The organism is Baekduia soli, from assembly GCF_007970665.1.
Classification (GTDB): Bacteria; Actinomycetota; Thermoleophilia; order Solirubrobacterales; family Solirubrobacteraceae; genus Baekduia; species Baekduia soli.
In genome coordinates, this window is sequence record NZ_CP042430.1 from 3,555,267 (window position 1) to 3,575,389 (window position 20,123).

The 20,123-nt window shown below is 73.0% G+C and carries 23 protein-coding genes; 10 read left to right on the forward strand and 13 right to left on the reverse strand.

Features of this window, described 5'->3' with window-relative positions:
* Positions 1-123 precede the first annotated feature (123 nt).
* Positions 124-351, forward strand: coding sequence for a hypothetical protein (locus FSW04_RS17080; protein ID WP_146921428.1), 228 nt, complete (start codon positions 124-126; stop codon positions 349-351).
* Positions 352-454: 103 nt separating this feature from the next.
* Positions 455-3,301, forward strand: coding sequence for a CBM96 family carbohydrate-binding protein (locus FSW04_RS17085; RefSeq protein ID WP_146921430.1), 2,847 nt, complete (start codon positions 455-457; stop codon positions 3,299-3,301).
* Here FSW04_RS17085 and FSW04_RS17090 read toward each other — a convergent pair whose 3' ends face one another.
* The 7 genes from FSW04_RS17090 to FSW04_RS17120 all read right to left on the reverse strand — a co-directional run bounded on the left by FSW04_RS17090 (position 3,302) and on the right by FSW04_RS17120 (position 7,340).
* Complete coding sequence (locus tag FSW04_RS17090; protein WP_146921432.1) at positions 3,302-3,550, reverse strand: hypothetical protein; 249 nt, start codon at positions 3,548-3,550, stop codon at positions 3,302-3,304.
* Between the two features lie 89 nt (positions 3,551-3,639).
* Positions 3,640-4,548 carry an RluA family pseudouridine synthase gene (locus FSW04_RS17095; protein ID WP_146921434.1) on the reverse strand — a complete coding sequence of 303 codons (909 nt, stop codon included), beginning with the start codon at positions 4,546-4,548 and terminating at the stop codon, positions 3,640-3,642.
* Complete coding sequence (gene lspA / locus FSW04_RS17100; protein WP_146921436.1) at positions 4,523-5,002, reverse strand: signal peptidase II; 480 nt, start codon at positions 5,000-5,002, stop codon at positions 4,523-4,525. The genes FSW04_RS17095 and lspA overlap by 26 nt, the downstream gene beginning before the upstream one ends.
* Entirely contained in the window at positions 4,999-5,310 is a 312-nt protein-coding gene (locus FSW04_RS17105; protein ID WP_146921438.1) for a YggT family protein, read from the reverse strand. Before FSW04_RS17105 ends, lspA begins: the two co-directional genes overlap by 4 nt.
* Positions 5,310-6,062 carry a pyrroline-5-carboxylate reductase family protein gene (locus FSW04_RS17110; protein ID WP_146921440.1) on the reverse strand — a complete coding sequence of 251 codons (753 nt, stop codon included), beginning with the start codon at positions 6,060-6,062 and terminating at the stop codon, positions 5,310-5,312. The genes FSW04_RS17105 and FSW04_RS17110 overlap by 1 nt, the downstream gene beginning before the upstream one ends.
* Before the next feature lie 34 nt (positions 6,063-6,096).
* The gene (locus FSW04_RS17115) at positions 6,097-6,630 is read right to left on the reverse strand and encodes a cell division protein SepF (RefSeq protein WP_146921442.1); all 534 of its coding nucleotides are present in this window, start codon (positions 6,628-6,630) and stop codon (positions 6,097-6,099) included.
* Positions 6,631-6,668: 38 nt separating this feature from the next.
* Complete coding sequence (locus FSW04_RS17120; RefSeq protein ID WP_146921444.1) at positions 6,669-7,340, reverse strand: YggS family pyridoxal phosphate-dependent enzyme; 672 nt, start codon at positions 7,338-7,340, stop codon at positions 6,669-6,671.
* A 179-nt stretch (positions 7,341-7,519) separates the two neighbouring features.
* Here FSW04_RS17120 and FSW04_RS17125 point away from each other — a divergent pair, with 179 nt between their 5' ends.
* The 4 genes from FSW04_RS17125 to FSW04_RS26195 all read left to right on the forward strand — a co-directional run bounded on the left by FSW04_RS17125 (position 7,520) and on the right by FSW04_RS26195 (position 11,620).
* The gene (locus tag FSW04_RS17125; RefSeq protein ID WP_146921446.1) at positions 7,520-9,505 is read left to right on the forward strand and encodes a PKD domain-containing protein; all 1,986 of its coding nucleotides are present in this window, start codon (positions 7,520-7,522) and stop codon (positions 9,503-9,505) included.
* Positions 9,490-10,029, forward strand: a complete 540-nt coding sequence (locus FSW04_RS26190; protein ID WP_187369503.1) for a hypothetical protein — start codon at positions 9,490-9,492, stop codon at positions 10,027-10,029. Before FSW04_RS17125 ends, FSW04_RS26190 begins: the two co-directional genes overlap by 16 nt.
* A 126-nt stretch (positions 10,030-10,155) precedes the next feature.
* Positions 10,156-11,181 carry an NAD-dependent epimerase/dehydratase family protein gene (locus tag FSW04_RS17135; protein WP_146921448.1) on the forward strand — a complete coding sequence of 342 codons (1,026 nt, stop codon included), beginning with the start codon at positions 10,156-10,158 and terminating at the stop codon, positions 11,179-11,181.
* Positions 11,182-11,344: 163 nt separating this feature from the next.
* Positions 11,345-11,620, forward strand: coding sequence for a hypothetical protein (locus tag FSW04_RS26195; RefSeq protein ID WP_187368858.1), 276 nt, complete (start codon positions 11,345-11,347; stop codon positions 11,618-11,620).
* Here FSW04_RS26195 and FSW04_RS26200 read toward each other — a convergent pair.
* Positions 11,604-11,966, reverse strand: coding sequence for a hypothetical protein (locus tag FSW04_RS26200; RefSeq protein WP_187368859.1), 363 nt, complete (start codon positions 11,964-11,966; stop codon positions 11,604-11,606). The genes FSW04_RS26195 and FSW04_RS26200 overlap by 17 nt on opposite strands.
* 138 nt (positions 11,967-12,104) lie before the next feature.
* Here FSW04_RS26200 and FSW04_RS26205 point away from each other — a divergent pair, with 138 nt between their 5' ends.
* The gene (locus tag FSW04_RS26205) at positions 12,105-12,743 is read left to right on the forward strand and encodes a calcium-binding protein (RefSeq protein WP_187368860.1); all 639 of its coding nucleotides are present in this window, start codon (positions 12,105-12,107) and stop codon (positions 12,741-12,743) included.
* On the opposite strand, the gene FSW04_RS28600 is transcribed toward FSW04_RS26205, so the two are convergent.
* Positions 12,683-13,210, reverse strand: a complete 528-nt coding sequence (locus tag FSW04_RS28600; protein WP_146921453.1) for a helix-turn-helix domain-containing protein — start codon at positions 13,208-13,210, stop codon at positions 12,683-12,685. The genes FSW04_RS26205 and FSW04_RS28600 overlap by 61 nt on opposite strands.
* On the opposite strand from FSW04_RS28600, the gene FSW04_RS26210 reads away from it, so the two are divergent.
* Positions 13,173-13,316, forward strand: a complete 144-nt coding sequence (locus FSW04_RS26210) for a hypothetical protein (protein ID WP_187369504.1) — start codon at positions 13,173-13,175, stop codon at positions 13,314-13,316. The genes FSW04_RS28600 and FSW04_RS26210 overlap by 38 nt on opposite strands.
* 140 nt (positions 13,317-13,456) lie before the next feature.
* Here the strand turns inward: FSW04_RS26210 and FSW04_RS26215 are convergent, their stop codons facing one another.
* The 4 genes from FSW04_RS26215 to FSW04_RS17160 all read right to left on the reverse strand — a co-directional run bounded on the left by FSW04_RS26215 (position 13,457) and on the right by FSW04_RS17160 (position 17,180).
* The gene (locus FSW04_RS26215; protein ID WP_187368861.1) at positions 13,457-13,603 is read right to left on the reverse strand and encodes a hypothetical protein; all 147 of its coding nucleotides are present in this window, start codon (positions 13,601-13,603) and stop codon (positions 13,457-13,459) included.
* A gap of 210 nt (positions 13,604-13,813) precedes the next feature.
* Positions 13,814-14,149 (reverse strand): hypothetical protein, encoded by a 336-nt coding sequence (locus FSW04_RS17150; RefSeq protein WP_146921455.1) that lies wholly within the window; start codon positions 14,147-14,149, stop codon positions 13,814-13,816.
* Between the two features lie 185 nt (positions 14,150-14,334).
* Positions 14,335-15,564, reverse strand: a complete 1,230-nt coding sequence (locus tag FSW04_RS17155; protein ID WP_187368862.1) for a hypothetical protein — start codon at positions 15,562-15,564, stop codon at positions 14,335-14,337.
* A gap of 32 nt (positions 15,565-15,596) precedes the next feature.
* A complete protein-coding gene (locus FSW04_RS17160) occupies positions 15,597-17,180 on the reverse strand; it encodes a flippase (protein ID WP_146921459.1) in 1,584 nt (527 codons plus the stop codon).
* Positions 17,181-17,418: 238 nt separating this feature from the next.
* Between FSW04_RS17160 and FSW04_RS17165 the strand changes: the two genes are divergently transcribed.
* On the forward strand, positions 17,419-18,789 hold the full coding sequence (locus FSW04_RS17165) for a hypothetical protein (RefSeq protein WP_187368863.1): 1,371 nt from the start codon (positions 17,419-17,421) through the stop codon (positions 18,787-18,789).
* Entirely contained in the window at positions 18,789-20,108 is a 1,320-nt protein-coding gene (locus tag FSW04_RS17170) for an alginate lyase family protein (RefSeq protein WP_146921464.1), read from the forward strand. Before FSW04_RS17165 ends, FSW04_RS17170 begins: the two co-directional genes overlap by 1 nt.
* Positions 20,109-20,123: the final 15 nt, after the last annotated feature.

The window sequence follows — 20,123 nt, forward strand, 5'->3', positions numbered from 1 at the left end:
CGTCCGGGTTCACCATCCGGCAACGCGAGGCATCAGGAGTCGTGCGACATTGGTCGGGACACAGAACGACGAGCCAATGAACTGCCGCGTGCGGACCGAGCACGCGGAGGAGGAGGAGAAGCGATGACCTGGAAGCTGCACGACCCCCAGCACCGCGCCGTCATCACCCCGTTCGCCTCGCGCCAGGAGGCCGAGCGCTGGCGCGACGCCCACGGTCTGGACGGCCTGTTCGCGGTCGCCCAGGACGCCGAGGCGGTCCCGCCCGCCGCCGGCCGCCCGCGCCCCGCGACCCCGCGCCGCGGGCACACGGCCGCCGCCGCGCGCGAGCGCCGTCGCCGCCCCGCCTGCTGACCGCCGCTCCTCGGGACCCCAGACCATTGGGGCGGGCCACGACCTCCGGGCCTGTCCATCCGTAGCGCAGACAGGCGGTGCGCCGGGACTTAGCCTCACGGGCGTGTCCATCCGCCTCACGCTCCTGGGCCGGCTGCGCCTGCCGGTCCTCGCCGCCCTGATCGCCGCGGCGGCCGTCCTGGCCCTCTCGGCGGCGTCCGCCGCGCCGGCCCACGCCGCGACCGCGCCGACGACCGACATCGGCCACAAGGACCAGTCCTACGCCGACGCCTACGACGTCGGCGGCTCCATCACGGGCACCAAGCCGGAGAGCAAGCTCTGGTTCAACGACGGCACGTGGTGGTCGGACATGTACAGCGCGACGCTGGGCGTGCACCGCATCTACAAGCTCAACCGCGCGACGGAGACCTGGAGCGACGCGGGCACGACCCTGGACTCGCGCCCCAAGACCCGCTCGGACATCCTCTGGGACAGCGCCACCGGCAAGCTCTACGTCGCCTCCCACAGCTACACGTCGCAGAGCTCCACCACGACGACGGGCACCGACGGCAAGCTCTGGCGCTACAGCTACAACCCCATCAGCCACACGTACTCGGTGGACGCCGGATTCCCGGTCAACCTGGGCTCGGCCAAGACCGAGACGCTGGTGATCGACCGCGACACCACCGGGCGCCTGTGGGCGACCTGGACGGCCAACCTCCAGGTCTGGGTCACGCACTCGACCTCGGCGGGCGACACCTCCTGGGTGACGCCCTACGTCCTGCCCGGCTCGGGCACGCTGAACGCCGACGACATCTCCTCGGTCGTCGCGTTCAAGGGCTTCATCGGCATCCAGTGGAGCGCGCAGGACAAGACGACCACGCCGTATTCGGGCAACGAGTGGTTCGCGGTGCACAAGGACGGCGCCGGCGACACCGCCGCCGACTGGAGCGCGAGCACGATCCCGACGGGCTACAGCCCCGACGATCACATCAACCTCAAGGCCGACGCCGACGGCAACGTCTTCATCGCCTCCAAGACCAGCGAGAGCACGAGCACCAACCCGCTCATCTTCCTGCTCAAGCGCACCCTGACGAGCACCACCACCGGCGCCGGCACGTGGACGAAGGCCGTCTTCGGCACGGTGGCCGACAGCAACACGCGGCCCATCGTCGTGCTCGACCCCACCGACGACCAGGCCCACGTCTTCGCGACCTGCCCGCAGCCGCCGTACACCAGCGGCCAGTCGGGCGGCGACATCTGCGAGAAGGTCAGCCCCATGTCGTCGCTGTCGCTGCCGGCCGGGCAGGGCACGCCGGTCATGCGCGACCACACGTCGCAGGACATGAACGACGTGACCTCGACCAAGCAGCCGGTCTCGCCGACCACCGGGCTGGTGGCGATGGCCAACGACAAGACGACCAAGCTGTACTGGCACTCCGACGAGCCGTTGGGCGACGGGCCGCCCCCGACCGGGCCCACGGCCTCGTTCACGGCCACCCCCACCTCGGGCACCGCGCCGCTCGTCGTCCAGTTCACCGACACCTCGACGGGCTCGCCGACGACCCATGCGTGGAACTTCGGCGACGGCACGCCGGTCGACACGACCGCCAACCCGCAGCACACCTACTCCACGCCGGGCACCTATGACGTCACGCTGAGCGTGTCCAACGCCAACGGCTCCGACTCCGTCACGCAGAGCGGGCTGATCACGGTCGCGTCCGGCTCCACGAGCGGCCAGACGACGTTCACCGACGTCGCCGACGCGCCGGTGAAGTCCACGAGCGCGACCAGGAACTACGGCACGGACACGAGCCTGCGGGTCCGTCAGGGCACCAGCTCGACCGACACCTTCTACCACTCCTACCTCAAGTTCGACGTGTCGGGTCTGGGCGGGACGCCGACCGACGCCAAGCTGCGCCTGTTCGTCACCGACGCCAGCCCCGACGGCGGGCGGGTGTTCTCCGTGGCCAACACATGGGCCGAGTCGACGATCACCTGGGCCAGCGCGCCGGCCATCGGCGCCACGAGCATCGGCTCGGCGGGCACGACGACCGCCGGTGCCTGGGTCGAGATCGACCTCGGCACCGCGGTCACGGGCAACGGCACCTACAGCTTCGCGCTGACCAACACGAGCTCCAACAGCGCGTACTACTCCAGCCGCGAGGGCACCAACGCGCCTCAGCTCGTGGTGACCGCGGGCGGCGGCAGCCCGCCGCCCCCGGGCCAGCCGACCGCGGACTTCAGCGCCACCCCGACCTCGGGCAGCGCGCCGCTGGCCACGACGTTCACGAGCCTGGCCAGCAGCGATGTCGACGGCTGGACGTGGGACTTCGGCGACGGCAGCCCCGTCTCGCACGCCCAGAACCCGGCGCACTCCTACACGACGCCCGGCACCTACGACGTGACGCTCACCGTGTCGCGCTCCAGCGACGGCGCGACGGCCACCTCGACCAAGAACGGCTACATCACGGTCTCCGCGACCCCGCCGCCGCCGAGCGGGACGCTGACGTTCACCCCCACCGCCGATGCGCACGTCAAGTCCTCGAGCCCCAGCTCCAACTACGGGACGGCGACGACCCTGCAGATCCGCCAGGGCGATGCGTCCAACCCGGTGACCTACGTCACCTACCTGAAGTTCGCGGTCAGTGGGCTCAACGGCGCGGTGCCGACGAGCGCCAGGCTGCGGCTGTTCGTCACCGACGCCAGCACCGACGGTGGCAGCGTCTTCCGCGTCGGTGACGCCTGGACCGAGACGACGCTGAACTGGAACAACCGCCCGTTGCTGCCCGCCACCAGTGTCGGGACGGCGGGCGCGGTCGCCGCCGGCGCCTACGTCGACATCGACCTCGGCTCGGCCATCACCGGCGACGGGACGTACAGCTTCGCCATCGCGAGCTCGTCGACCAACAGCGCGATCTACTCCAGCCGCGAGACGACCAACCCGCCCCAGCTCGTCCTCGGGACCTGATCAGCGCCGGGGCAGCCGGCCGGCGCCGCGGCGCCGGCGCAGGAAGCGGGCGCCGGCCGGCGGCGCCGCGCCCAGGCGGTGCTCGCCGGGGAGGTCACCGCCGCCGGGAGGCCGGTCGCACACCCGCTCCACGATGAACCCCGGCAGGCAGAACTCGCTGCGCCAGGCCTCGGCGGCCTCCTCGGTGCCGAAGGGCCAGATCACCGCCGTATAGGTCCCGTCGTGCAGCATCCAACCGAAGTCGTCCATGGGCGTCCTCCCAGACCCGACCGGCCTCTCCGGCGCCGGGTGGATGCAGATTCGGTCCGGTCCGGGGAAGTCCTTTGGCGGACGACCGCTCATCCCGTCCCGCGGGCCCGCTGCAGGGCGTCCTGCAGATCGGCGGGCAGCTCGCTGAGCACGTCGAGGGCCTCACCCGTCACCGGATGGGCGAAGGCCAGGCGGGCCGCGTGCAGGAACTGGCGCTCCAGCCCGAGGTCGCCCGCGGCGCCGTAGGTCGGGTCGCCCGCGACGGGGTGGCCGATGGCCTCCAGGTGGACGCGGATCTGGTGCGTGCGCCCCGTGTCCAGCCACACGTCGAGCAGCGAGTGGCGCGGGAGCGCCTCGACCAGCGCGAAGCGGGTGCGGGCCGAGCGCGGCGTGTCGGTGTCGGTCGACATCTTCGTGCGCTCGCGCCGGTCGCGCCCGATCGGCGCCTCGATGGTCCCGGTGCGGGCCGGCGGCCGGCCGACGACCAGCGCGCGGTACTCCCGCGTCAGCTCGCGTCGCTGCAGCGCGAGCTTGAGCGCGGCGTGGACGGGCTCGGTCTTGGCGACGACGAGCAGACCGGAGGTGTCGCGGTCCAGGCGGTGCACGAGCCCGGCGCGCCAGCCCTCGCCGGCGTCGCCCGGCGCGCCGGCCCCGGCCCGCGCCTCCAGCGCCTGGGCCAGCGTGCCCGTGAGGTGGCCGCGAGCCGGGTGGACGACCAGGCCGGCCGGCTTGTCGACGACGAGCAGGTGCTCGTCCTCGTAGGGGACGGCGAAGCTGACGCCGGCCGCGACGTCCTCCGGGCCCACCGGCGCCTCGGGCTCGGTGACCTCGACGAGGTCACCGGCGGCGACGATCCGGCTCTTGGCCTGCGGCAGGCCGCCGACGCAGACCAGGCCCGCGTCGATCAGGCGCTGCGCACGCGCACGCGATCCGAGCGGCCTGGCCAGGAACGCGTCGAGCCGCTGGCCGGCCTCATCGGGCCCGACGTGCAGATCCATGATCGCGCTCGCTCTGCTCGAGGACCCAGACCAGCGCCAGCACCCCGAACGTGATGGCCATGTCGGCCACGTTGAAGGCGGGCCAATGGGGCAGCTTGATGAAGTCGGTCACCGCGCCGTCGCGGACGCGGTCGATGATGTTGCCCAGCGACCCGCCGAGCAGCAGACCGGTCGGCAGCCACACCAGGCGCCGGTCCAGGTGGGTCACGAAGTAGGCCAGCAGCGCGGCCAGGGCGCCGGCGACGAGCACCACCACGACGATCCCACCGCCCGCGAAGGCGCCGAACGCGACGCCCGAGTTGCGCACGTGGACCAGCGTGATCCCCGGCAGCATCGAATCCTCCTCGCCGACCATGACGCTCCCGCGCACGGCGGCCTTGGCCACCTGGTCGACCAGGACGACCGCCGCGAGCACCAGGCCGGCCCGCAGCCACGAGCGCGTCCGGACGCTCAACCCCGGATGAGGGAGACGAGGAGGTTGCCGACGACCACGAGCACGATGATGCCGATCATCGGGCTGAGGTCCAGCGGGCCGAACGGCGGGATGAACCGCCGGAAGATCGCCAGGTACGGCTCGCACACGTCGCGCAGGAAGTCCAGCAGCCCGCGAGACCAGCGCGAGTACGGGATGCGGCCGCCCACGGTGAAGAACATGGACGTGAAGATGTAGGCGATGATCAGGATCGTGTAGACGTAGATCAGCGCCGAGACGAACGAGGCCACCTGGTCGCGCGCGGTGGCGAGCACCAGGAGGGCGCTCATCACGCGGCTCCCAGCACGGCGCCCAGGGCGTCGTCGAACGCCGCGCGGACGCCGGCATGCTCGAGGGCGGCCAGGCCGCGGGCGGTGGAGCCGCCCGGCGAGGTGACCTCGCGGCGGACGGCGAGCGTGTCGTTGCCGCGGGCACGCAGCAGCGCGGCGGTGCCCGCGAACGTCGCGACGACCATCTCGGAGGCCTTGTCGGGTGTGAGCCCGCGGCGCACGCCGGCGTCGACCTGGGCCTCGACGAGCAGCGCGACGTAGGCCGGCGCGCAGCTCATGAGTCCCATGGCCACGTCGACGAGCGCGTCGTCGACCTCGACGAGGGTGCCCAGCTCGGCGAAGAGACCGGCGACCGCGGCATCCAGGGCCTCGTCCTGCTCGGCGTCGGCGGCGCGGACGACGACGCCCTGGCGGAGCTCGACCGGCGTGTTGGGCAGGAAGCGGTAGACGGGCCGGCCGGGGTAGGCGACGCGCAGGTCCTCCAGGGGCACGCCGCCGAGGATCGACGCGACGGCCCGCGCGTAGGGGGCGACCTCGGCGGCGACCGCGTCGAGCTGGGCGGGCTTGTGGCAGAGGACGACGAGATCGGCCCGCTGGGCCAGCTCGACGTTGGTGGCCACGAAGGTCCCGCCGACCTCGTCGGCCAGCGCCTGCGCGCGGTCGGCCAGGGGGTCGGTGCAGAGCAGGGAACGGCGCCAGCCTCGGGCCAGACCCCGCGCCATGTTTCCCGATCCGACCAGTCCGACCTGCATGCCGGCGACACCATAGCGGCCCGCTCGGCACGGGCTAGGACTGGTTGAAGAAGCCCTTCTCGATGAGCTGGGCCCGCTCCTCCGCCGAGATCTCGACGTTGCGCGGGGTCAGCATGAAGACGCGGTCGGCGACCCGCTGCATCCCGCCGTCGAGGGCGTAGGTCAGCCCGGAGGCGAAGTCGATGAGGCGCTTGGACAGCTCGGTGTCGCTGGACTGCAGGTTGAGCACGACCGGGATGTCGTCCTTGAACCGGTCGGCGATCTGCTGGGCGTCGTTGAACGACTTGGGGATGACCAGGTGCATACGGACGTTGCCGCCGTTGCCCTCGCGAGCGACGGGACGCAGGACCGCCGTCCGCGAGCCCCGGTCGTCGTCGGCGAAGATGTCGTCGAAGTCGTTGCCCCGCCGGCGCGAGCTCAGGCGGCGGACGTTCGGCCGCTCGCGGTAGCGCTCCTCCGTGGCCCGCTCGGGCTCGTAGGGCTCCTGCTCGTCTTCGTAGGCTGCGTCGCGCTCCTCGGCAAGGCCGAAGTACACGAGCGTCCGATGCCAGCTGTCGCGAAACGCCACACGCCCACTTTACGGCCTCCGCGCGACGTTTCCTGCAACTAGCGATACAGCCTCGTGCCGATCCGCACGATCGTCGCCCCCTCCTCGACGGCGACGGCGAAGTCCTGGGTCGTGCCCATGGACAGGCGGGGCAGGTCGCGCTCGCCCGCCAGCTGCGCCAGCGCGGCGAACCAGCGTCGGCTGTCCTCGGGCGCCGCGGCCAGCGGCGGCATGGTCATCAGGCCGCCGACGCGGACGCCGGCCTCCTCGCACAGGCGCCCGACGACGTCGTCGAGGGCCGCGGGCGCGACGCCGGACTTGCCCTCCTCGCCGCTGATGTTGACCTCGACGAGGACCTCGGTGCCGGGCGCGGCGTGACGGCCGAGCTCGCGGATGACCGAGTCGCTGGAGACGGAGTGGATGAGCCGCACCAGCGGCAGGACCTGCCTGACCTTGCGGCTCTGGAGATGGCCGATGAAGTCCCACGTGAAGCCGGGGGCCGCGGCGGCCTTGCGGACGAGCTCCTGGGCCCGGTTCTCCCCGACCACGGTGATGCCGGCCTCGGCCAGGACCCCGAGATCGGCGACGTCGACGTACTTGACGGCGGCGAGGATCTCGACCGCGGCGGGGTCGCGCCCGGCCCGCCCGCAGGCGGCCTCGATCTCGGCGCGGACCTCGGCGAGGTTGCCCGCGACGCGCGCGGCGGTCAGTCCGGTGATGAGCTCGGGCACGGGACCTAGACCATAAGGGGGGTCACGTCCCGGGGCCGTGGCGCGATCGCGGCCTGGGGAGCCGGATTCGCGCCCGATCAAGCGCGCGCGCGAGACGGGAAGCACCCTGACCCCCACGGAGGGCCAGTCTTTGCCGGTCTCAACGAAAAGCCACCCCTTGCACGCGTAAATTGTGCGTCATGGGTTCTGAGCCGAACGGCCGCTCGATGGCCGCTCCGAGATTGAAGGGCCGGGCGCGTCACGCGCTCCTCGGCGCGATCACCTGCCTCATCGTGGGGGCGACAGCGGCACCGGCGATGGCGTCGTCCGCCTCCATCGGCGGTGTGCCGGCTAGCGCCATCCGCGGGCAGTCGATCACGCCGGTTGCCCAGAATGTGGTCGTCGACGCCGGGTGTGTCGCGAACGAGTACTTGTGGTTCTACGATAGTCCTGCTTCCGGCACCGCCGATGAGACGACCTCTACCCCGACGGCGTCCGCCGTGTCGTTCTCGACGGTCGCAACACACACGGTCCGGCTGAGAGTGACCGAGGTCCAGGACCAGGCGGACACGGCCAACGTCTGTCCGAACGTCGACGTGGTCGCTCCTGCGGCGTCGGTGGACGTGGTCAACCTGAAGCCGAACGCGCCGACCATCAACGCCTTCACAAATCCCGCAACGGCCAACTCCCCGGTGACTTTCAGCGGAACCTTGAATGGCGACCCTGATGGCGACAATCCGGTCAGTATCGTCGGTTGGACGTTCGGCAACGGCATCGGTTCCTCGTCGGATTCCCCGACTTACCAGTACCCGGCGGCCGGCACCTACACGGTGACGCTCACGGTGCAGGACAGCCTCGGAGCCCGGAACTCCAGCACGGCGCAGATCACGGTGAACCCGGCCAACCACGCGCCCGTCTGCCGGTCGATCAGCGCTGTCGCTTCGACCCCGCACACCCTGACGTTCATTTCGTCGTGCGCCGACGCGGACGCGGGTGAGACAGCCTCACTCGGCTATAGCTGGAACTTCGGTGATGGCACTGTGCTGCCGGGTGCGGCCTCGGCCGCACACCGCTACACCTCACCGGGGACCAAGACGGTCACCGTCACGGCCACGGACATCAACGGGGCGTCCGATTCGTCGTTCGATAGCTTCTCGCCGCCCAACGGCAGCCCGACGGCGCAGTTCGACGCCTCTCCAAACATCGTGGGTCCCGGCGGCACCGTCACCCTCAACGCGCAGACATCGACCGACCCAGACGGAGACGTCCTGACCTATGGCTGGGACCTCAACAACGACGGCACGTTCACCGACGCGGCCGGTCCCTCCCTTACGACGACGTTCCCGACGACCGGTACCAAGACGATCCGCGTGCGCGTGACGGACGGCTGGGGCGGCTCGTCGACCGCGACGCAGTTCGTGACCGTCTCGCCCAACAACCCGCCGACGCCCGCCTTCACGTTTGCGCCCGTCGCGCCGCTCGTCGGTCAGGCCGTGACCTTCACCTCCACGACGGCTCCTGGCGGCGCGCCGCTGTCGGGTCTGGTCTGGGACCTGAACAACGACGGCCAGTTCGACGATGCCTCGGGGCCCACCGCCCAGGCGGCGTTCTCGGCGCCCGGGATCTACACGGTGCGCCTCATGGCCACCGACGCGAACTTCCCGGGCGGCGTCGTCACGTTCCAGCGGGTCAGCGTCTCCGCCCCGCCCCCGGCGGCCCCGACGGCTGGCCCAACGCCGATCACCGAGCCGATCGTCCAGGCCGCCGCGAAGCTCTCGCTCCTGCAGCCCGTGCCGATCGTCCGCATCCGCGGGCAGATCGTCCGCAACGGCGTGAGGATCACGCTCCTGTCGGTCCAGGCGCCCAAGGGCGCGACCGTCAAGGTCGTGTGCAAGGGCAAGGGCTGCCCGAAGCCGCCGTGCAAGACGACGGGCAAGGGCAAGAGCCGCAAGCGCGTCTGCCAGAAGGTCGCCAGCACGAGCCAGACCGTCAAGACGGGTGGCGTGCGCTTCAAGACGATGCAGCGCACGCTGTCCTCCGGCGCTACCGTCGAGGTCTACGTGACGAAGCCCGGCTCCATCGGCAAGTACACCCGCTTCCGCATCCGCAAGGGCAAGGCGCCCGCCCGCCGCGACGCGTGCGTCATGTCCGGCAGCACGAAGTCGATCGCATGCCCGTCCGGGTAAGCAACCACGCCGTGATGGCGGGCGTCGGCGTCGGGCTGTTCGTCGGCGCCGGCGTCGCGTTCGGCCTGCACTCGGCCCCTGACGCCCCGCAGGCGGTGGACTCGCCGGTCGCCAGCCGGTCCACCGTGGTCGACGGCCCCAAGCACGCCTCCGCGACCTCGGGCCCGACCTCCGACGCGATCAAGAAGGCCCAGGGGCTCGAGAAGGCCGCCGCCGCCAAGCGGGCCAAGATCGCCGCCGCCCAGGCCCAGGCCCGCCGGCGCGCCGCCGCCAAGCGGGCCGCCGACCGGGCGGCCGCCAAGGCTGCCGCGCGCCTCACGGCCCAGCGCCAGGCCGCGAGCAACGCCGCGCAGAACGTCAACACCTCGGCGCCGGCGCCGACCCCCACGGTCACGCCCGCGCCCGCGGCGACCCAGAGGCCCGTCGCAAGGCCGACCCCGGCCCCGACGCCGGTCACGTCCACGCCCAAGACGACGACGAAGCCCAAGCCGTCGACGTCGGGCAGCTTCGACGACTCGGGCTGATCGCCGCGGCGCCTGGGCGCGCCCCTCCCCACCCGGTCGACCTCGACCTTCGCTGGCCTTTGGTCGAGCAAAGATCCGGATCAAAGACCAGCGGTAATCCACGACCTCCCTGCATACGATTCAGCCATGACGCCGGCCGACCTCAACTTCCCCTCCAACGGTGCCCCGACGCGCGGTCGCTCGGCGATCAGCACGTACGTGGTCACCGGGGTCGCCGGCTTCATCGGCTCGCACCTGGCCGAGATGCTCCTGGCCCGCGGCGATGCCGTCATCGGCATCGACGCCTTCACGAGCTACTACCCCCGCAAGCTCAAGCGGGCCAACCTCGAGTACCTGACCGACAGCTCGCGCTTCTCCTTCCTCGAGGCCGACCTCAACGACGCGCCGCTCGAGTCGCTCTTCGCGGGCGTCGACGGCGTGTTCCACCTCGCCGCCCAGCCGGGCGTGCGCGGCAGCTGGGGCCAGGGCTTCGAGCACTACGTGCGCGACAACGTCCAGGCGACCTCGCGCGTCTTCGACGTCGCGGCGGCCGCGGGCGTCCGCGTCGTCTACGCCTCGTCCTCGTCGATCTACGGCGACGCGGAGGGCTACCCGACGACGGAGGCGACCACGCCGCAGCCCCGCTCGCCGTACGGCGTCACCAAGCTCACCTGCGAGCACCTGCACCGCGCGTTCTCGCTCAACAAGGGCCTGGACGCCGTCGGCCTGCGCTACTTCACCGTCTACGGCCCGCGCCAGCGCCCGGACATGGCGACGCAGCGCATCGCCGAGGCCCTGTGCGGCGGCGGCAGCTTCGAGGTGTTCGGCACGGGCGAGCAGTCCCGCGACGTCACCTACGTCGAGGACGCCGCCCGGGCGACGCTCACCGTCATGGAGGTCGCACCGACCGACCGCGTGTACAACGTCGGCGGCGGCAGCGAGACGACGCTGCGCGAGATCATCGCGACCTGCGAGCAGATCACTGGGGAGACGCTGGAGGTCACCTACACGACCGTCGCCGACGGCGACGTCAAGCGGACGGCGGCCGACACGTCGCTCATCCTCGAGGAGACGGGCTGGAGCCCGCAGGTCTCCCTGGAGGACGGGCTCACGAGCCAGCTGGCCCGCACCATGAGCCATCAGGCCTGGGAGGGGACGCCCGCCGTGGCCTAGAGCCCGAGGAGTCCGGAGGCCCGGGTCGTCCGGGTCCACGGAGGGCTCGCCACACACGAGGGTCGAGGAACGGGACCCGCCCGGTACTTCCGGGTGGGTCTCGAGCAGTGCAGCACCAAGGAACTGGCAGCCAATGGGGGCCGCCATGATCAAGGAGGAACACATGGCCAAGCGCTCCGCGCTTGCCGCGATCGGCGTCGCCGTCGCGCTCACTGGGCTGTCCGCCCAGAGTGCCTTCGCCGGCACCATCGCCCGAGACACCGACGCCCAGACGGGCGTCACCCGGCTGCTGTTCGGCGAGAACCGCGTCTCGGCGAACGACCCGCTCGATCCGGCCAAGACCGTGCCGGCCGACGAGCCGAACTCCATCACCGTCACGCTCAGCGGCGGGGTCTTCACGATCCGCGACAGCACGACGCCGCTCACCCCCGGACGCTGACCGGCTCGGGCTGCGACCAGGGAGCCGACATCAACACCGTCACGTGCTCGGCCGCGAACATCGCGCGGCTCGTCTTCCCGCTCGGGCTGAACAACGACACGTTCGACAACCAGACCGCCACGCCGGCCGACATCAACGGCGGCGCAGGCACCGACACCATCATCAACTCGGGCGCCGGCGACGACACGATCGACACCAGCGGCAACTTCATCGACACGATCAAGTCGTGCGGCCCCGGGACGGACAAGCTCCTGGCCGACAAGAACGACACCATCCTGGCCGGCAACGCCTGCGAGTCGATCATCATCAACGGCGTCGAGACGGTCCCGCCGGCCGGCGGCGGCACCGGCGGTGGCGGCACCCCGCCCCCGCCCCGGCCACCGGCGGCGGCACGAGCGGCGCGCAGCCTCCGGCGCCTCCCGTCAACGTCGCTCCGATCAACGCCGCACCGGCCGGCACCCCGGCCCCGGTCGAGTCGCTGCCCGTGGCCCCGACGTCGAAGCCGGGCGCCTGCGTGACCAAGTACATCGGCACCGCCGCGGCGGACCGCATCGATGGCTCCGGCGACGGCGACATCGAGTACGGCCTGGGCGGCAACGACTACATGACGGGCCAGTCCGGCGATGACTGCCTCTACGGCGGCCTCGGCGCCGACACGCTCATCGGCGCGGAGGGCATCGACCTCCTGGTCGGCGAGGCCGGCAACGACAAGCTGTACGGCGGCGACGGCAACGACCGCCTGTTCGGCAACGCCGGCAACGACCGCCTCTACGGCAACGCCGGCACCGATCGCCTCTCGGGCGGCGCGGGCGACGACCGGGTCTCCGGCGACGCCGGCAACGACACGCTGTTCGGCTCCTCCGGCAAGGACAACATGACCGGCGGGTCGGGCAACGACAGCATCTCGGGCGGCCTGGGCAACGACACCATCTCCGGTGGCCCCGGTGCCGACACCATCACGGCTGGTCCCGGCCGCGACGTGGTCCGCGGTGACGCGGGCAACGACAAGATCAACGTGCGCGACGGTCACCGTGACGTCGTCAACTGCGGCCCCGGCCGCGATCACGTCACCGCCGACAAGGTCGACGTCCTTCGCAACTGCGAGGTCGTCACCCGGCGCTGACGGGCCCCCATGGCCAGCGGTGCCGGGTGGTCCCCAGCTGCCCGGCACCGCCGCCTTGGAACCTGGAGGCAAGACGCGATCACCCACGAGGGGCCCCAACCGGGAGGTGGGTCCCTCGTGGCGTTCGTGGGACCGGCCTCAGCCGTTCGGCAGGTGCACGACGAACCGCCCGGCCCGTCCCGCAGGCCGCGGGGCCACGACGCCCTCGACGAGCTCCGGCCGCGCGCCGACGCGCAGCTGCGCCGGCACGTCGACGACGATCTCGACGCCCCGCTCGCGCGGCCTCGGCGGTCGCCATGAGCGCCGCGACGACCCCGCCCCCGCCATCCCGGCGAGCTTGCGGCGCAGCCGGCGACGCAGACGTCGATCGTGTTGTCGTGGACGATCGCGCCCCGGGCCCACGCGGCGTGGACGAGCGCCTGGCGGCTGATGGCCCGCCCCTCGCCCGCCGCCGGCGCGGCGAGCATCCGGAACTCGGTGTGCGTCAGCGCCGTCGAGCGCGCCGTCGAACTCGGCGGCGCGCTCGACGGGGTCCAGCCGCAGGCCGTGGCCGTCCTGGGGCGAACGGCTTGACGACGTCGTCGTCGCCCCCGGCGCGGAGGCCGGCGAGGCGGTCGCTGAGCGCGTGGCGCGCGGGGAGCAACGGCACCGGGGCGCGCACGCCGCGGCCGCGCAGCAGTGCTCCCGGCCACGCCTGATGCTCGCAGGCCGGTTCAGTCGCTGCAGCGGTGGCAGAGCCCGTAGACCGTGAGCTCGCACACGGCGCTGCGCATCGGCACCCGCTGGGCGACGCGCCGCAGCATGCGGTCCAGCCGCGTGTCGTGCAGCAGCTCGATCCGCCCGCACTCCTGGCAGACCATCTGCGCACGGCCCGGGCCGGCCCCGTGTTGGCGTCGGGCAGGGAGACCGCCCGGGGCGAGGACCGGATGGAGCGCAGGGAGCTGGCGCGGCGCGCGAGGGCCGGGGAGTCCATGTGCCCAGTGTGACGCGGGCGTCTGAACGCGTCCTGAACATCAGGCGGCCCGGCGTCAGCCGCCCGGCCTCCTTGAGGGCGCGGTGCATCCGGCAGGTCACGAACAGGTCGCCGGCCAGGTCGCGCTCCAGCCCGATGCGCGCGCGGTGCCGGTCCAGGCGGCGCCGGAGAGCAGCAGGTCGCCGCTGACGGCGGTCTCCCCCACGGCCGGCAGCCGGGCGCGGTGGCCGGCGAACCCGGGTCGCGGCAGTATCTCGTCGTCGCCCACGCCCGCGTCGCGCAGGCGGCGCAGCGCGTCCCACTCGTCGTCCAGGCGCCGGTTGAGGTGCGGCTCGCGGGTGAGCTTGACGACCCCCCCGCGGCGCCGGGGCGTGCGGATCGCGTCGCCCGCCCCGGCGCCGAGGTGCTCGGCGTCGCCGTCGGCGAAGACCATGCGCGAGCGCGCCGGCAGGTCGCGGTCGGCGGCCGACGGGCGGCGGTGGCCGTCGACGACCAGGGCCAGGGACGGCTGCAGTCCCTACAGCGCCTTGGCGCCGCGTGTGGACCGGCACGCCGCCGCTCGACGGCCCTCCGGCGCGCGGGTGCGCGCGTTCACGACGACCGGGCCCGGGCGGTGGCTCAGCGGCGGCCGATGAAGGGCGACCCGGCGCCGAGGACCGTGCCGAGCACGCGCCCGTGGACCAGGCGCAGGCTCTCGACCGTCGAGACGAGATCCTCACGCGATGTGCGGTCGACGCCGGCGACGAGGATCGTCCCGTCCGCCAGGCGGCCCCAGCTGAGGCCCGCGGGCGAGCGGTCGATGCCCGGCGCGCGGATGACGACGACGTCGTGGTGGGCCATGAGCTCCTCCAGCAGCGCCTGGTGGGCGGCGGGGCCGCCGTCCAGGGGCGCCGGGTGCACCGACACGCCGTCGGCGAGGTCGTCGGGCACACGTGAGCCGGCGTCCTCGCCGCCGTCGATGAGCGCGACGCTGCGCCCGCCGGCGGTGAGGGCCACCGCCAGGTTGGCGGCGACGCCGACGGCGCGGTCGTCGACCTCGAGGATGAGCAGGCTGCGCTCGCCGACGGCGCGCAGCTTGGCCGCCAGCCGGCGGATCTCCTGGGCGCCGCGCGAGCTCGGCTCACGCACCACCAGGGCGCTGCCGGGCCCGGCACGCAGCGTGCCGGTGCTCAGCGTCGCGATGGCGCCGGTGCCGGTGGCCGCGGTGATGTCCGAGACGTCGCGGACCGCGCCGCTGGAGCGGTCCAGGACCACGGCGACGCCCAGGGCGCCGAGCAGTCCGACCAGCGCGGCGGCCAGGCCGATCGGCAGGGCGCCGGGGCCGACGGGGCCGCCGGAGGCCTGGGCGGGCTCGACGACCTGCAGCTCGCCCGGGTCCGTCGGGGAGCCCGACTCCCGCTTGGCGGCCAGGGCGACGAGCTCCTGGGCGTGGGTGCTGGCGATCCGCGTGGCCCGGAGGCGATCGCGGTCCTTGACCGTGATCGTCAGCAGGCGCGTGACGCCGTTGGCCGAGGCGCTGACCTCGCCGGAGACGTCGCGCAGGCTCAGCTTCTGGGCGGTCGCGGCCAGAACGGGCTGGGTCGTGGCCAGCTGCGCGTAGGTCTGCGCGAGCTGCCCGGCGGCCTTGACCGTGTCGAGGTCGGTGTTGATCGGGCCGACGAGCAGGACGGCCTTGGCCTCGTAGGTGGGATGGCCACCCGCGCCGACCGCGTAGCCGGCGAGGCCCGCCGCGACCGCGGCGGCCAGCAGCATGGTGCGCCAGCGCCGGGCGACGGCCCAGACGCTCAGGTTCCGCTCGCTGGAGCGCGGCGGCGCCGGGTCCAGCGGACGGTCGGTGGACGTCGTCAAGGGTCGTGTTTCGAGATCGAACCGGGGATCCATTACGTCAACAGCCTCCGCAGGATAGGTAGACGGGCGATCTCGGGGAAGGTGTGCTCCACGCGGAGCTCGGCGCGGTTGAGCCGGATGACGAGCGCCGAGACGACCGCCGACAGCGCCACCTGGATGTAGACCGACGGGTTGAGCAGCAGCGCGACCAGGCCGATGACGACCGTCGCGAGGACGATGGAGCCGTACACGCGGACCTGCCGGCGGTCGAACACGCTGATGCCGGTGCCCCGCCTGAGGGCCAGCTGCTTGATCACGTTGTGCAGCAGCAGCGTCACGCAGGTGCCCACGCCGGCGCCGACCGCGCCGAAGGCCGGGATGAGCGCGAGGTTGACCAGCACGTTGAGCACCGCGACGAACAGGCTGACGCCGACGGTGAGCTTGACCATGCCGTAGACGCGCAGCGTCAGGCCGTTGAAGCCGAGCGCGGCGTTGAAGTAGTAGCCGAGGCTGAGCAGTGCGAGGATCGGCGCCGAGCTCGCGTACTGCGCGCCGAAGAGCGCGACGGTGACGGCCTTGGCCGCCGGGAACGTCAGCGCGAAGACCGGGAAGGAGAACACCGCGATCCACACGGCGGTGCTCCAGTAGAGGTCGTTGATCCCCTTCTTGTCGCCGCGGGCGAACAGCCGCGACGCCGCGGGCGTGAACAGCAGCGCGAAGCTCGTCATGACGAGCGAGTTGAGCTTGGCCGCGGGCTGCACCACCCGGTAGTCGGCCACCTCGTTGGTGTTGCCGAACATCTCGAGCATGAACACGTTCGTCGTGTTCATGACCACGAAGAGCAGGTCGACCACCACGAGCGGCAGGGCGAAGCCGTAGACCTCGCGCCAGGGGAACTCGAGCCGGCGCAGGTGCAGGTGCTCCATGAGCCCGTCCTTGCGCAGCAGCCCGACGAGCATCACGAGGTACAGCACGATGCCCGCCGCGCCGCCCAGGACGTAGCCGATCGCCAGCTCCTTGACGCCGGCGTGGGTCGCGAGGACGAAGACGATGGCGCCCAGCCGGAACATCGGCGCGAGCACGTAGCGGCGCACGAAGATCGCGCGCGGCTTGGAGAACACCGCGAAGACGCCCATGAGCACGTCGTCCAGCGACTGCAGCGGCGCCAGGCAGATCAGGATGAGCAGCACGGTCACGGCGCCCGGGCTGGCGGCCATCTTGCCGCCGGCGAAGCCGTCGAGCCCGAAGGCCACCGCGATGAACGCCGCGCCGAAGCCGATCACCGTCCCGGTGACCATGAACAAGGTGCCGAAGAGCCGGTTGTACGTGCCCTGCTCGTCGTAGATCGGCAGCCAGCGCGCGACGCCCTTGTCGAGGCCCATCGTCGAGATCGCCTCGCCTAGCGCGACCATCGACAGGCCGTAGGCGAAGATGCCGAACTCGTTCTTGGTCAGGTACCGCGCGATGAGCACCTGGGTGACGAAGTTGATGCCCAGCGAGACGAAGCGCCCGACGAGCAACAGCGTGGAGCCGCGCAGCTGGGTGCGCGTCGCCGCCGTGGTCTTGGCCGCCGACTCCGGGGTGCGCTCGTCGCCGCTCTCGGCGGGCGCCGGCAGCGTGGAGGGCGCGGTGCTCATCCAGCGCCGGGTCCGGCGTGGTGCGGCGCAGGACGGTCATGGCGAGAGGAACACGCCCCGCTGGTGCATCTGGGGCGTGAAGCTCCGAGCATGGGGCCAAGATACCGGCGGTCGCGTGCCCTGTCGCCACTACAAGGACCAGTCCAGGGCTAGACCATAGGGGGGCCACTCCTGGACGGAGGCCGCGTCTTGCCGCCATCGGGTGTCACCGCCGCCGTTGCCGCGTATCCTCGTCGGCGTGCAAGGTGTCCGGGCCATCGATCCTGACGTGCGCCCGGAGTACCCCGACCTGGCCCGCGTCGGGACGTCCCTACGGCGCTGGTGGCCAGCGGCCCTGGTCGTGGCGATCCTGTTCGCCGCCCTGGGCGCCCACGCCAGCAAGCCTGCGGCGACGCCGTACGCCGCCAGCGCGCAGGTCCTGGTCGGCCCGCTGGCCGGCGAGCTGTCCGTGCTGCGCGCCTCGGGCCAGCAGGCCCAGACCTACGCCGACCTGGCCACGAGCCGCCCGGTCTTCGCCGCAGTGCTCAAGCAGCTGCGCTCGACCGAGTCGGTCTCGGCCTTCGGCCGGCGGGTCACCGTCGCGGCGGACTCGAACACCCGTCTGCTCAAGGTCACGGTGCAGGCCCGGACCCCCGCCGCGGCGGCCGGCCAGGCCAACGCCCTGGCCGCCGAGGTCGTCCGCGAGTCCGCCGCCCAGCAACCCGCCGTCACGGCCCTCACGAAGACGAAGTCGGGCCAGATCAACCCGCGCCAGGCCGCCGCCGCCGTGCGGCTGCGCATCGTCGAGTCCGCCGTCCCGCCGCCGGCGACCAAGTCGGGCTCCAAGAAGAGCTTCATGGCCGTGGCCGCTCTCGCGGGCGCGCTGCTGGCGTTCATGCTCGGGCTGGTGTCCGACAGCGTCCGCCGTCGCATCGAGACCGTGGGCGAGCTCGACGCCGTCTGCCCCGCCCCTACGATCGGGCGCCTGCGCGACGGCCACCTGTCGGCGGCCACCGTGACGCTGAGCGGTGCGCGAGGCGGCGTGGTCGTCGGCGAGGTCTCGGGCGGCGGTGCCCAGCTCTCGCTCGCCCTCGGCCGAGCGTTGGCCTCCGAGGGCGTCCGTGTGCTGCTGGCCGACGCCGATCCCGACGGCGGCCTGAGCACCCTGCTCGGCGCCGGCGACGCCGCGGGCCTGCTCGACACCGGTGAGTCGCCCGCGCGGCCGATCCCCGTCGACCGTGCCGGCTTCCTCCAGCTCCTGGCCCGCGGTGCGCCCGGCCACCGGGCGACCCGCCGCCCCGACCCCGCTCGGGCGCTGGCCGCGGCGGCCCCGGGCGCCGACACCGTCATCGTCAACGCCGGCGCGGCGCCGGCCACCGGCGAGTTCGTCCGCGGGCTCGGATCCGACACCGCCGTCCTGGCCGTCCCGCAGGGCCGCGTCCGCGCCGCCGACGTCGCCGAGGCCGTGGCCATCCTGGAACGCCAGGGCCTGCGCGTCGTGGGCGCCGTGTTCGTCCAGCGCCCCGGACTGCGAGAGGCGCTGCAGGCCCGCCGACGCCGCGCCGGGCGGCGTCCCGCCCCGCCGGCGTCGCCCGCCCCCGCCGGGACGCCCGACCACCAGCCCGCCTGATGGCGGCGGCGGCAGCGCTGCCGTCCCGCTGGCGGCCGCTCGTCGTGGCGGCCGCCCTCGCGGCGGGCACGCTGGGCACCGCGGCCACGGCGGCGGCGCCGGCCGGCGCGGCGGCGCCGGCGATGCGCCCCGGGGTGTGGATCACGGCCGCCCAGCTGCGCACGCTGCCCGAGCGCGGCGCGGCCTGGCGCCAGCTCGTGGAGCTTTCGCGCGCGCCGCTGGGTCACGCGAAGCTCGCCGACCAGGACTCCGAGCACGACGTGAGCGTACTGGCCACCGCGATGGTCGCCGCTCGGACGAACGACGACGGGCTGCGCAGGCGGGCCGCGGCGGGGATCATGGACGCGATCGGCACCGAGCAGGGCGGGCGCACGCTCGCGCTGGCCCGCGGCCTGATCGCCTACGTCGTCGCCGCCGACCTCATCGACCTGCGTCACCTCGACGCGGGCAAGGACCGCGTCTTCCGCGCCTGGCTGTCCAAGGTGCGCCGGGAGAAGCTGAGCCCGTCGCAGAACCCGACGCTCATCCTCACCCACGAGCTGCGGCCCAACAACTGGGGCACCCACGCGGGCGCCAGCCGCATCGCGGCCGACATCTACCTCGGCGACCGCAAGGACCTCGCCCGCGCCGCGGCGGTCTTCAAGGGCTGGCTCGGCGACCGCGGGGCCTACCACGGCTTCGTCTGGGGTTCGCGCTCCTGGCAGGGCGACCCGAAGGCGCCGGTGGGGGTCAACCCGGCCGGCGCGAGGGCCGGCGGCGTCGACGCCGGCGGCGCGCTGCCCGACGACATGCGCCGCGGCTGCGCGCCCAAGGACCCGCCGTGCCCGACGCTCTACGCGTGGGAGGCCATGCAGGGCGCCACGGAGCAGGCCGAGATGCTCTATCGCCAGGGCTACGACTCGTGGCACTGGGGCGACGACGCGCTGCGCCGCGCCGCCGCCTACCTGTTCGGGCTCGCGCAGCGCACGGGCGAGCCCGACTGGGCCGCGCCCGCCGGCGACGCCTGGATCCCGTGGCTGCTCAACGCGCGCTACGGCGCGCGGTTCCCGGCCCACACGCCGGCCAAGCCGGGCAAGGGCATGGGCTTCGCGGACTGGACCGCACCGGCCCAGCGCGGCGACAGCGTCTCTGGCACGGGCCTGCCGGTGACGCCGGCCTCGCCGCCCAGCCCGCCGCGCTCGCCGGCCGCCCAGGCTGCGCGCGACCTCGTGCTGCCGGTGTCGGTGGCCGTCGTGGCGGGCCTCCTGGTCCTCCTGGCGCTCGTCACCCGTCGCCGGCGCCGCCGGCCGGCGCTGGGCGGCCCCGCGCGGCGCGGCTGATCGGCCGCCGGGCCC

What these genes read in the sequence shown, in the direction of transcription:
- FSW04_RS17080 (WP_146921428.1), top strand. Translation starts at nt 124, where the DNA reads ATGACCTGGAAGCTGCACGACCCCCAGCACCGCGCCGTCATCACCCCG.
- FSW04_RS17090 (WP_146921432.1), bottom strand. Translation starts at nt 3,550, where the DNA reads ATGGACGACTTCGGTTGGATGCTGCACGACGGGACCTATACGGCGGTG.
- FSW04_RS17095 (WP_146921434.1), bottom strand. Translation starts at nt 4,548, where the DNA reads ATGGATCTGCACGTCGGGCCCGATGAGGCCGGCCAGCGGCTCGACGCG.
- FSW04_RS17105 (WP_146921438.1), bottom strand. Translation starts at nt 5,310, where the DNA reads ATGAGCGCCCTCCTGGTGCTCGCCACCGCGCGCGACCAGGTGGCCTCG.
- FSW04_RS17110 (WP_146921440.1), bottom strand. Translation starts at nt 6,062, where the DNA reads ATGCAGGTCGGACTGGTCGGATCGGGAAACATGGCGCGGGGTCTGGCC.
- FSW04_RS17125 (WP_146921446.1), top strand. Translation starts at nt 7,520, where the DNA reads ATGGGTTCTGAGCCGAACGGCCGCTCGATGGCCGCTCCGAGATTGAAG.
- FSW04_RS26190 (WP_187369503.1), top strand. Translation starts at nt 9,490, where the DNA reads ATGCCCGTCCGGGTAAGCAACCACGCCGTGATGGCGGGCGTCGGCGTC.
- FSW04_RS17135 (WP_146921448.1), top strand. Translation starts at nt 10,156, where the DNA reads ATGACGCCGGCCGACCTCAACTTCCCCTCCAACGGTGCCCCGACGCGC.
- FSW04_RS26195 (WP_187368858.1), top strand. Translation starts at nt 11,345, where the DNA reads ATGGCCAAGCGCTCCGCGCTTGCCGCGATCGGCGTCGCCGTCGCGCTC.
- FSW04_RS26210 (WP_187369504.1), top strand. Translation starts at nt 13,173, where the DNA reads ATGGCCCGCCCCTCGCCCGCCGCCGGCGCGGCGAGCATCCGGAACTCG.
- FSW04_RS28600 (WP_146921453.1), bottom strand. Translation starts at nt 13,210, where the DNA reads ATGCTCGCCGCGCCGGCGGCGGGCGAGGGGCGGGCCATCAGCCGCCAG.
- FSW04_RS26215 (WP_187368861.1), bottom strand. Translation starts at nt 13,603, where the DNA reads ATGGTCTGCCAGGAGTGCGGGCGGATCGAGCTGCTGCACGACACGCGG.
- FSW04_RS17150 (WP_146921455.1), bottom strand. Translation starts at nt 14,149, where the DNA reads ATGGTCTTCGCCGACGGCGACGCCGAGCACCTCGGCGCCGGGGCGGGC.
- FSW04_RS17160 (WP_146921459.1), bottom strand. Translation starts at nt 17,180, where the DNA reads ATGAGCACCGCGCCCTCCACGCTGCCGGCGCCCGCCGAGAGCGGCGAC.
- FSW04_RS17170 (WP_146921464.1), top strand. Translation starts at nt 18,789, where the DNA reads ATGGCGGCGGCGGCAGCGCTGCCGTCCCGCTGGCGGCCGCTCGTCGTG.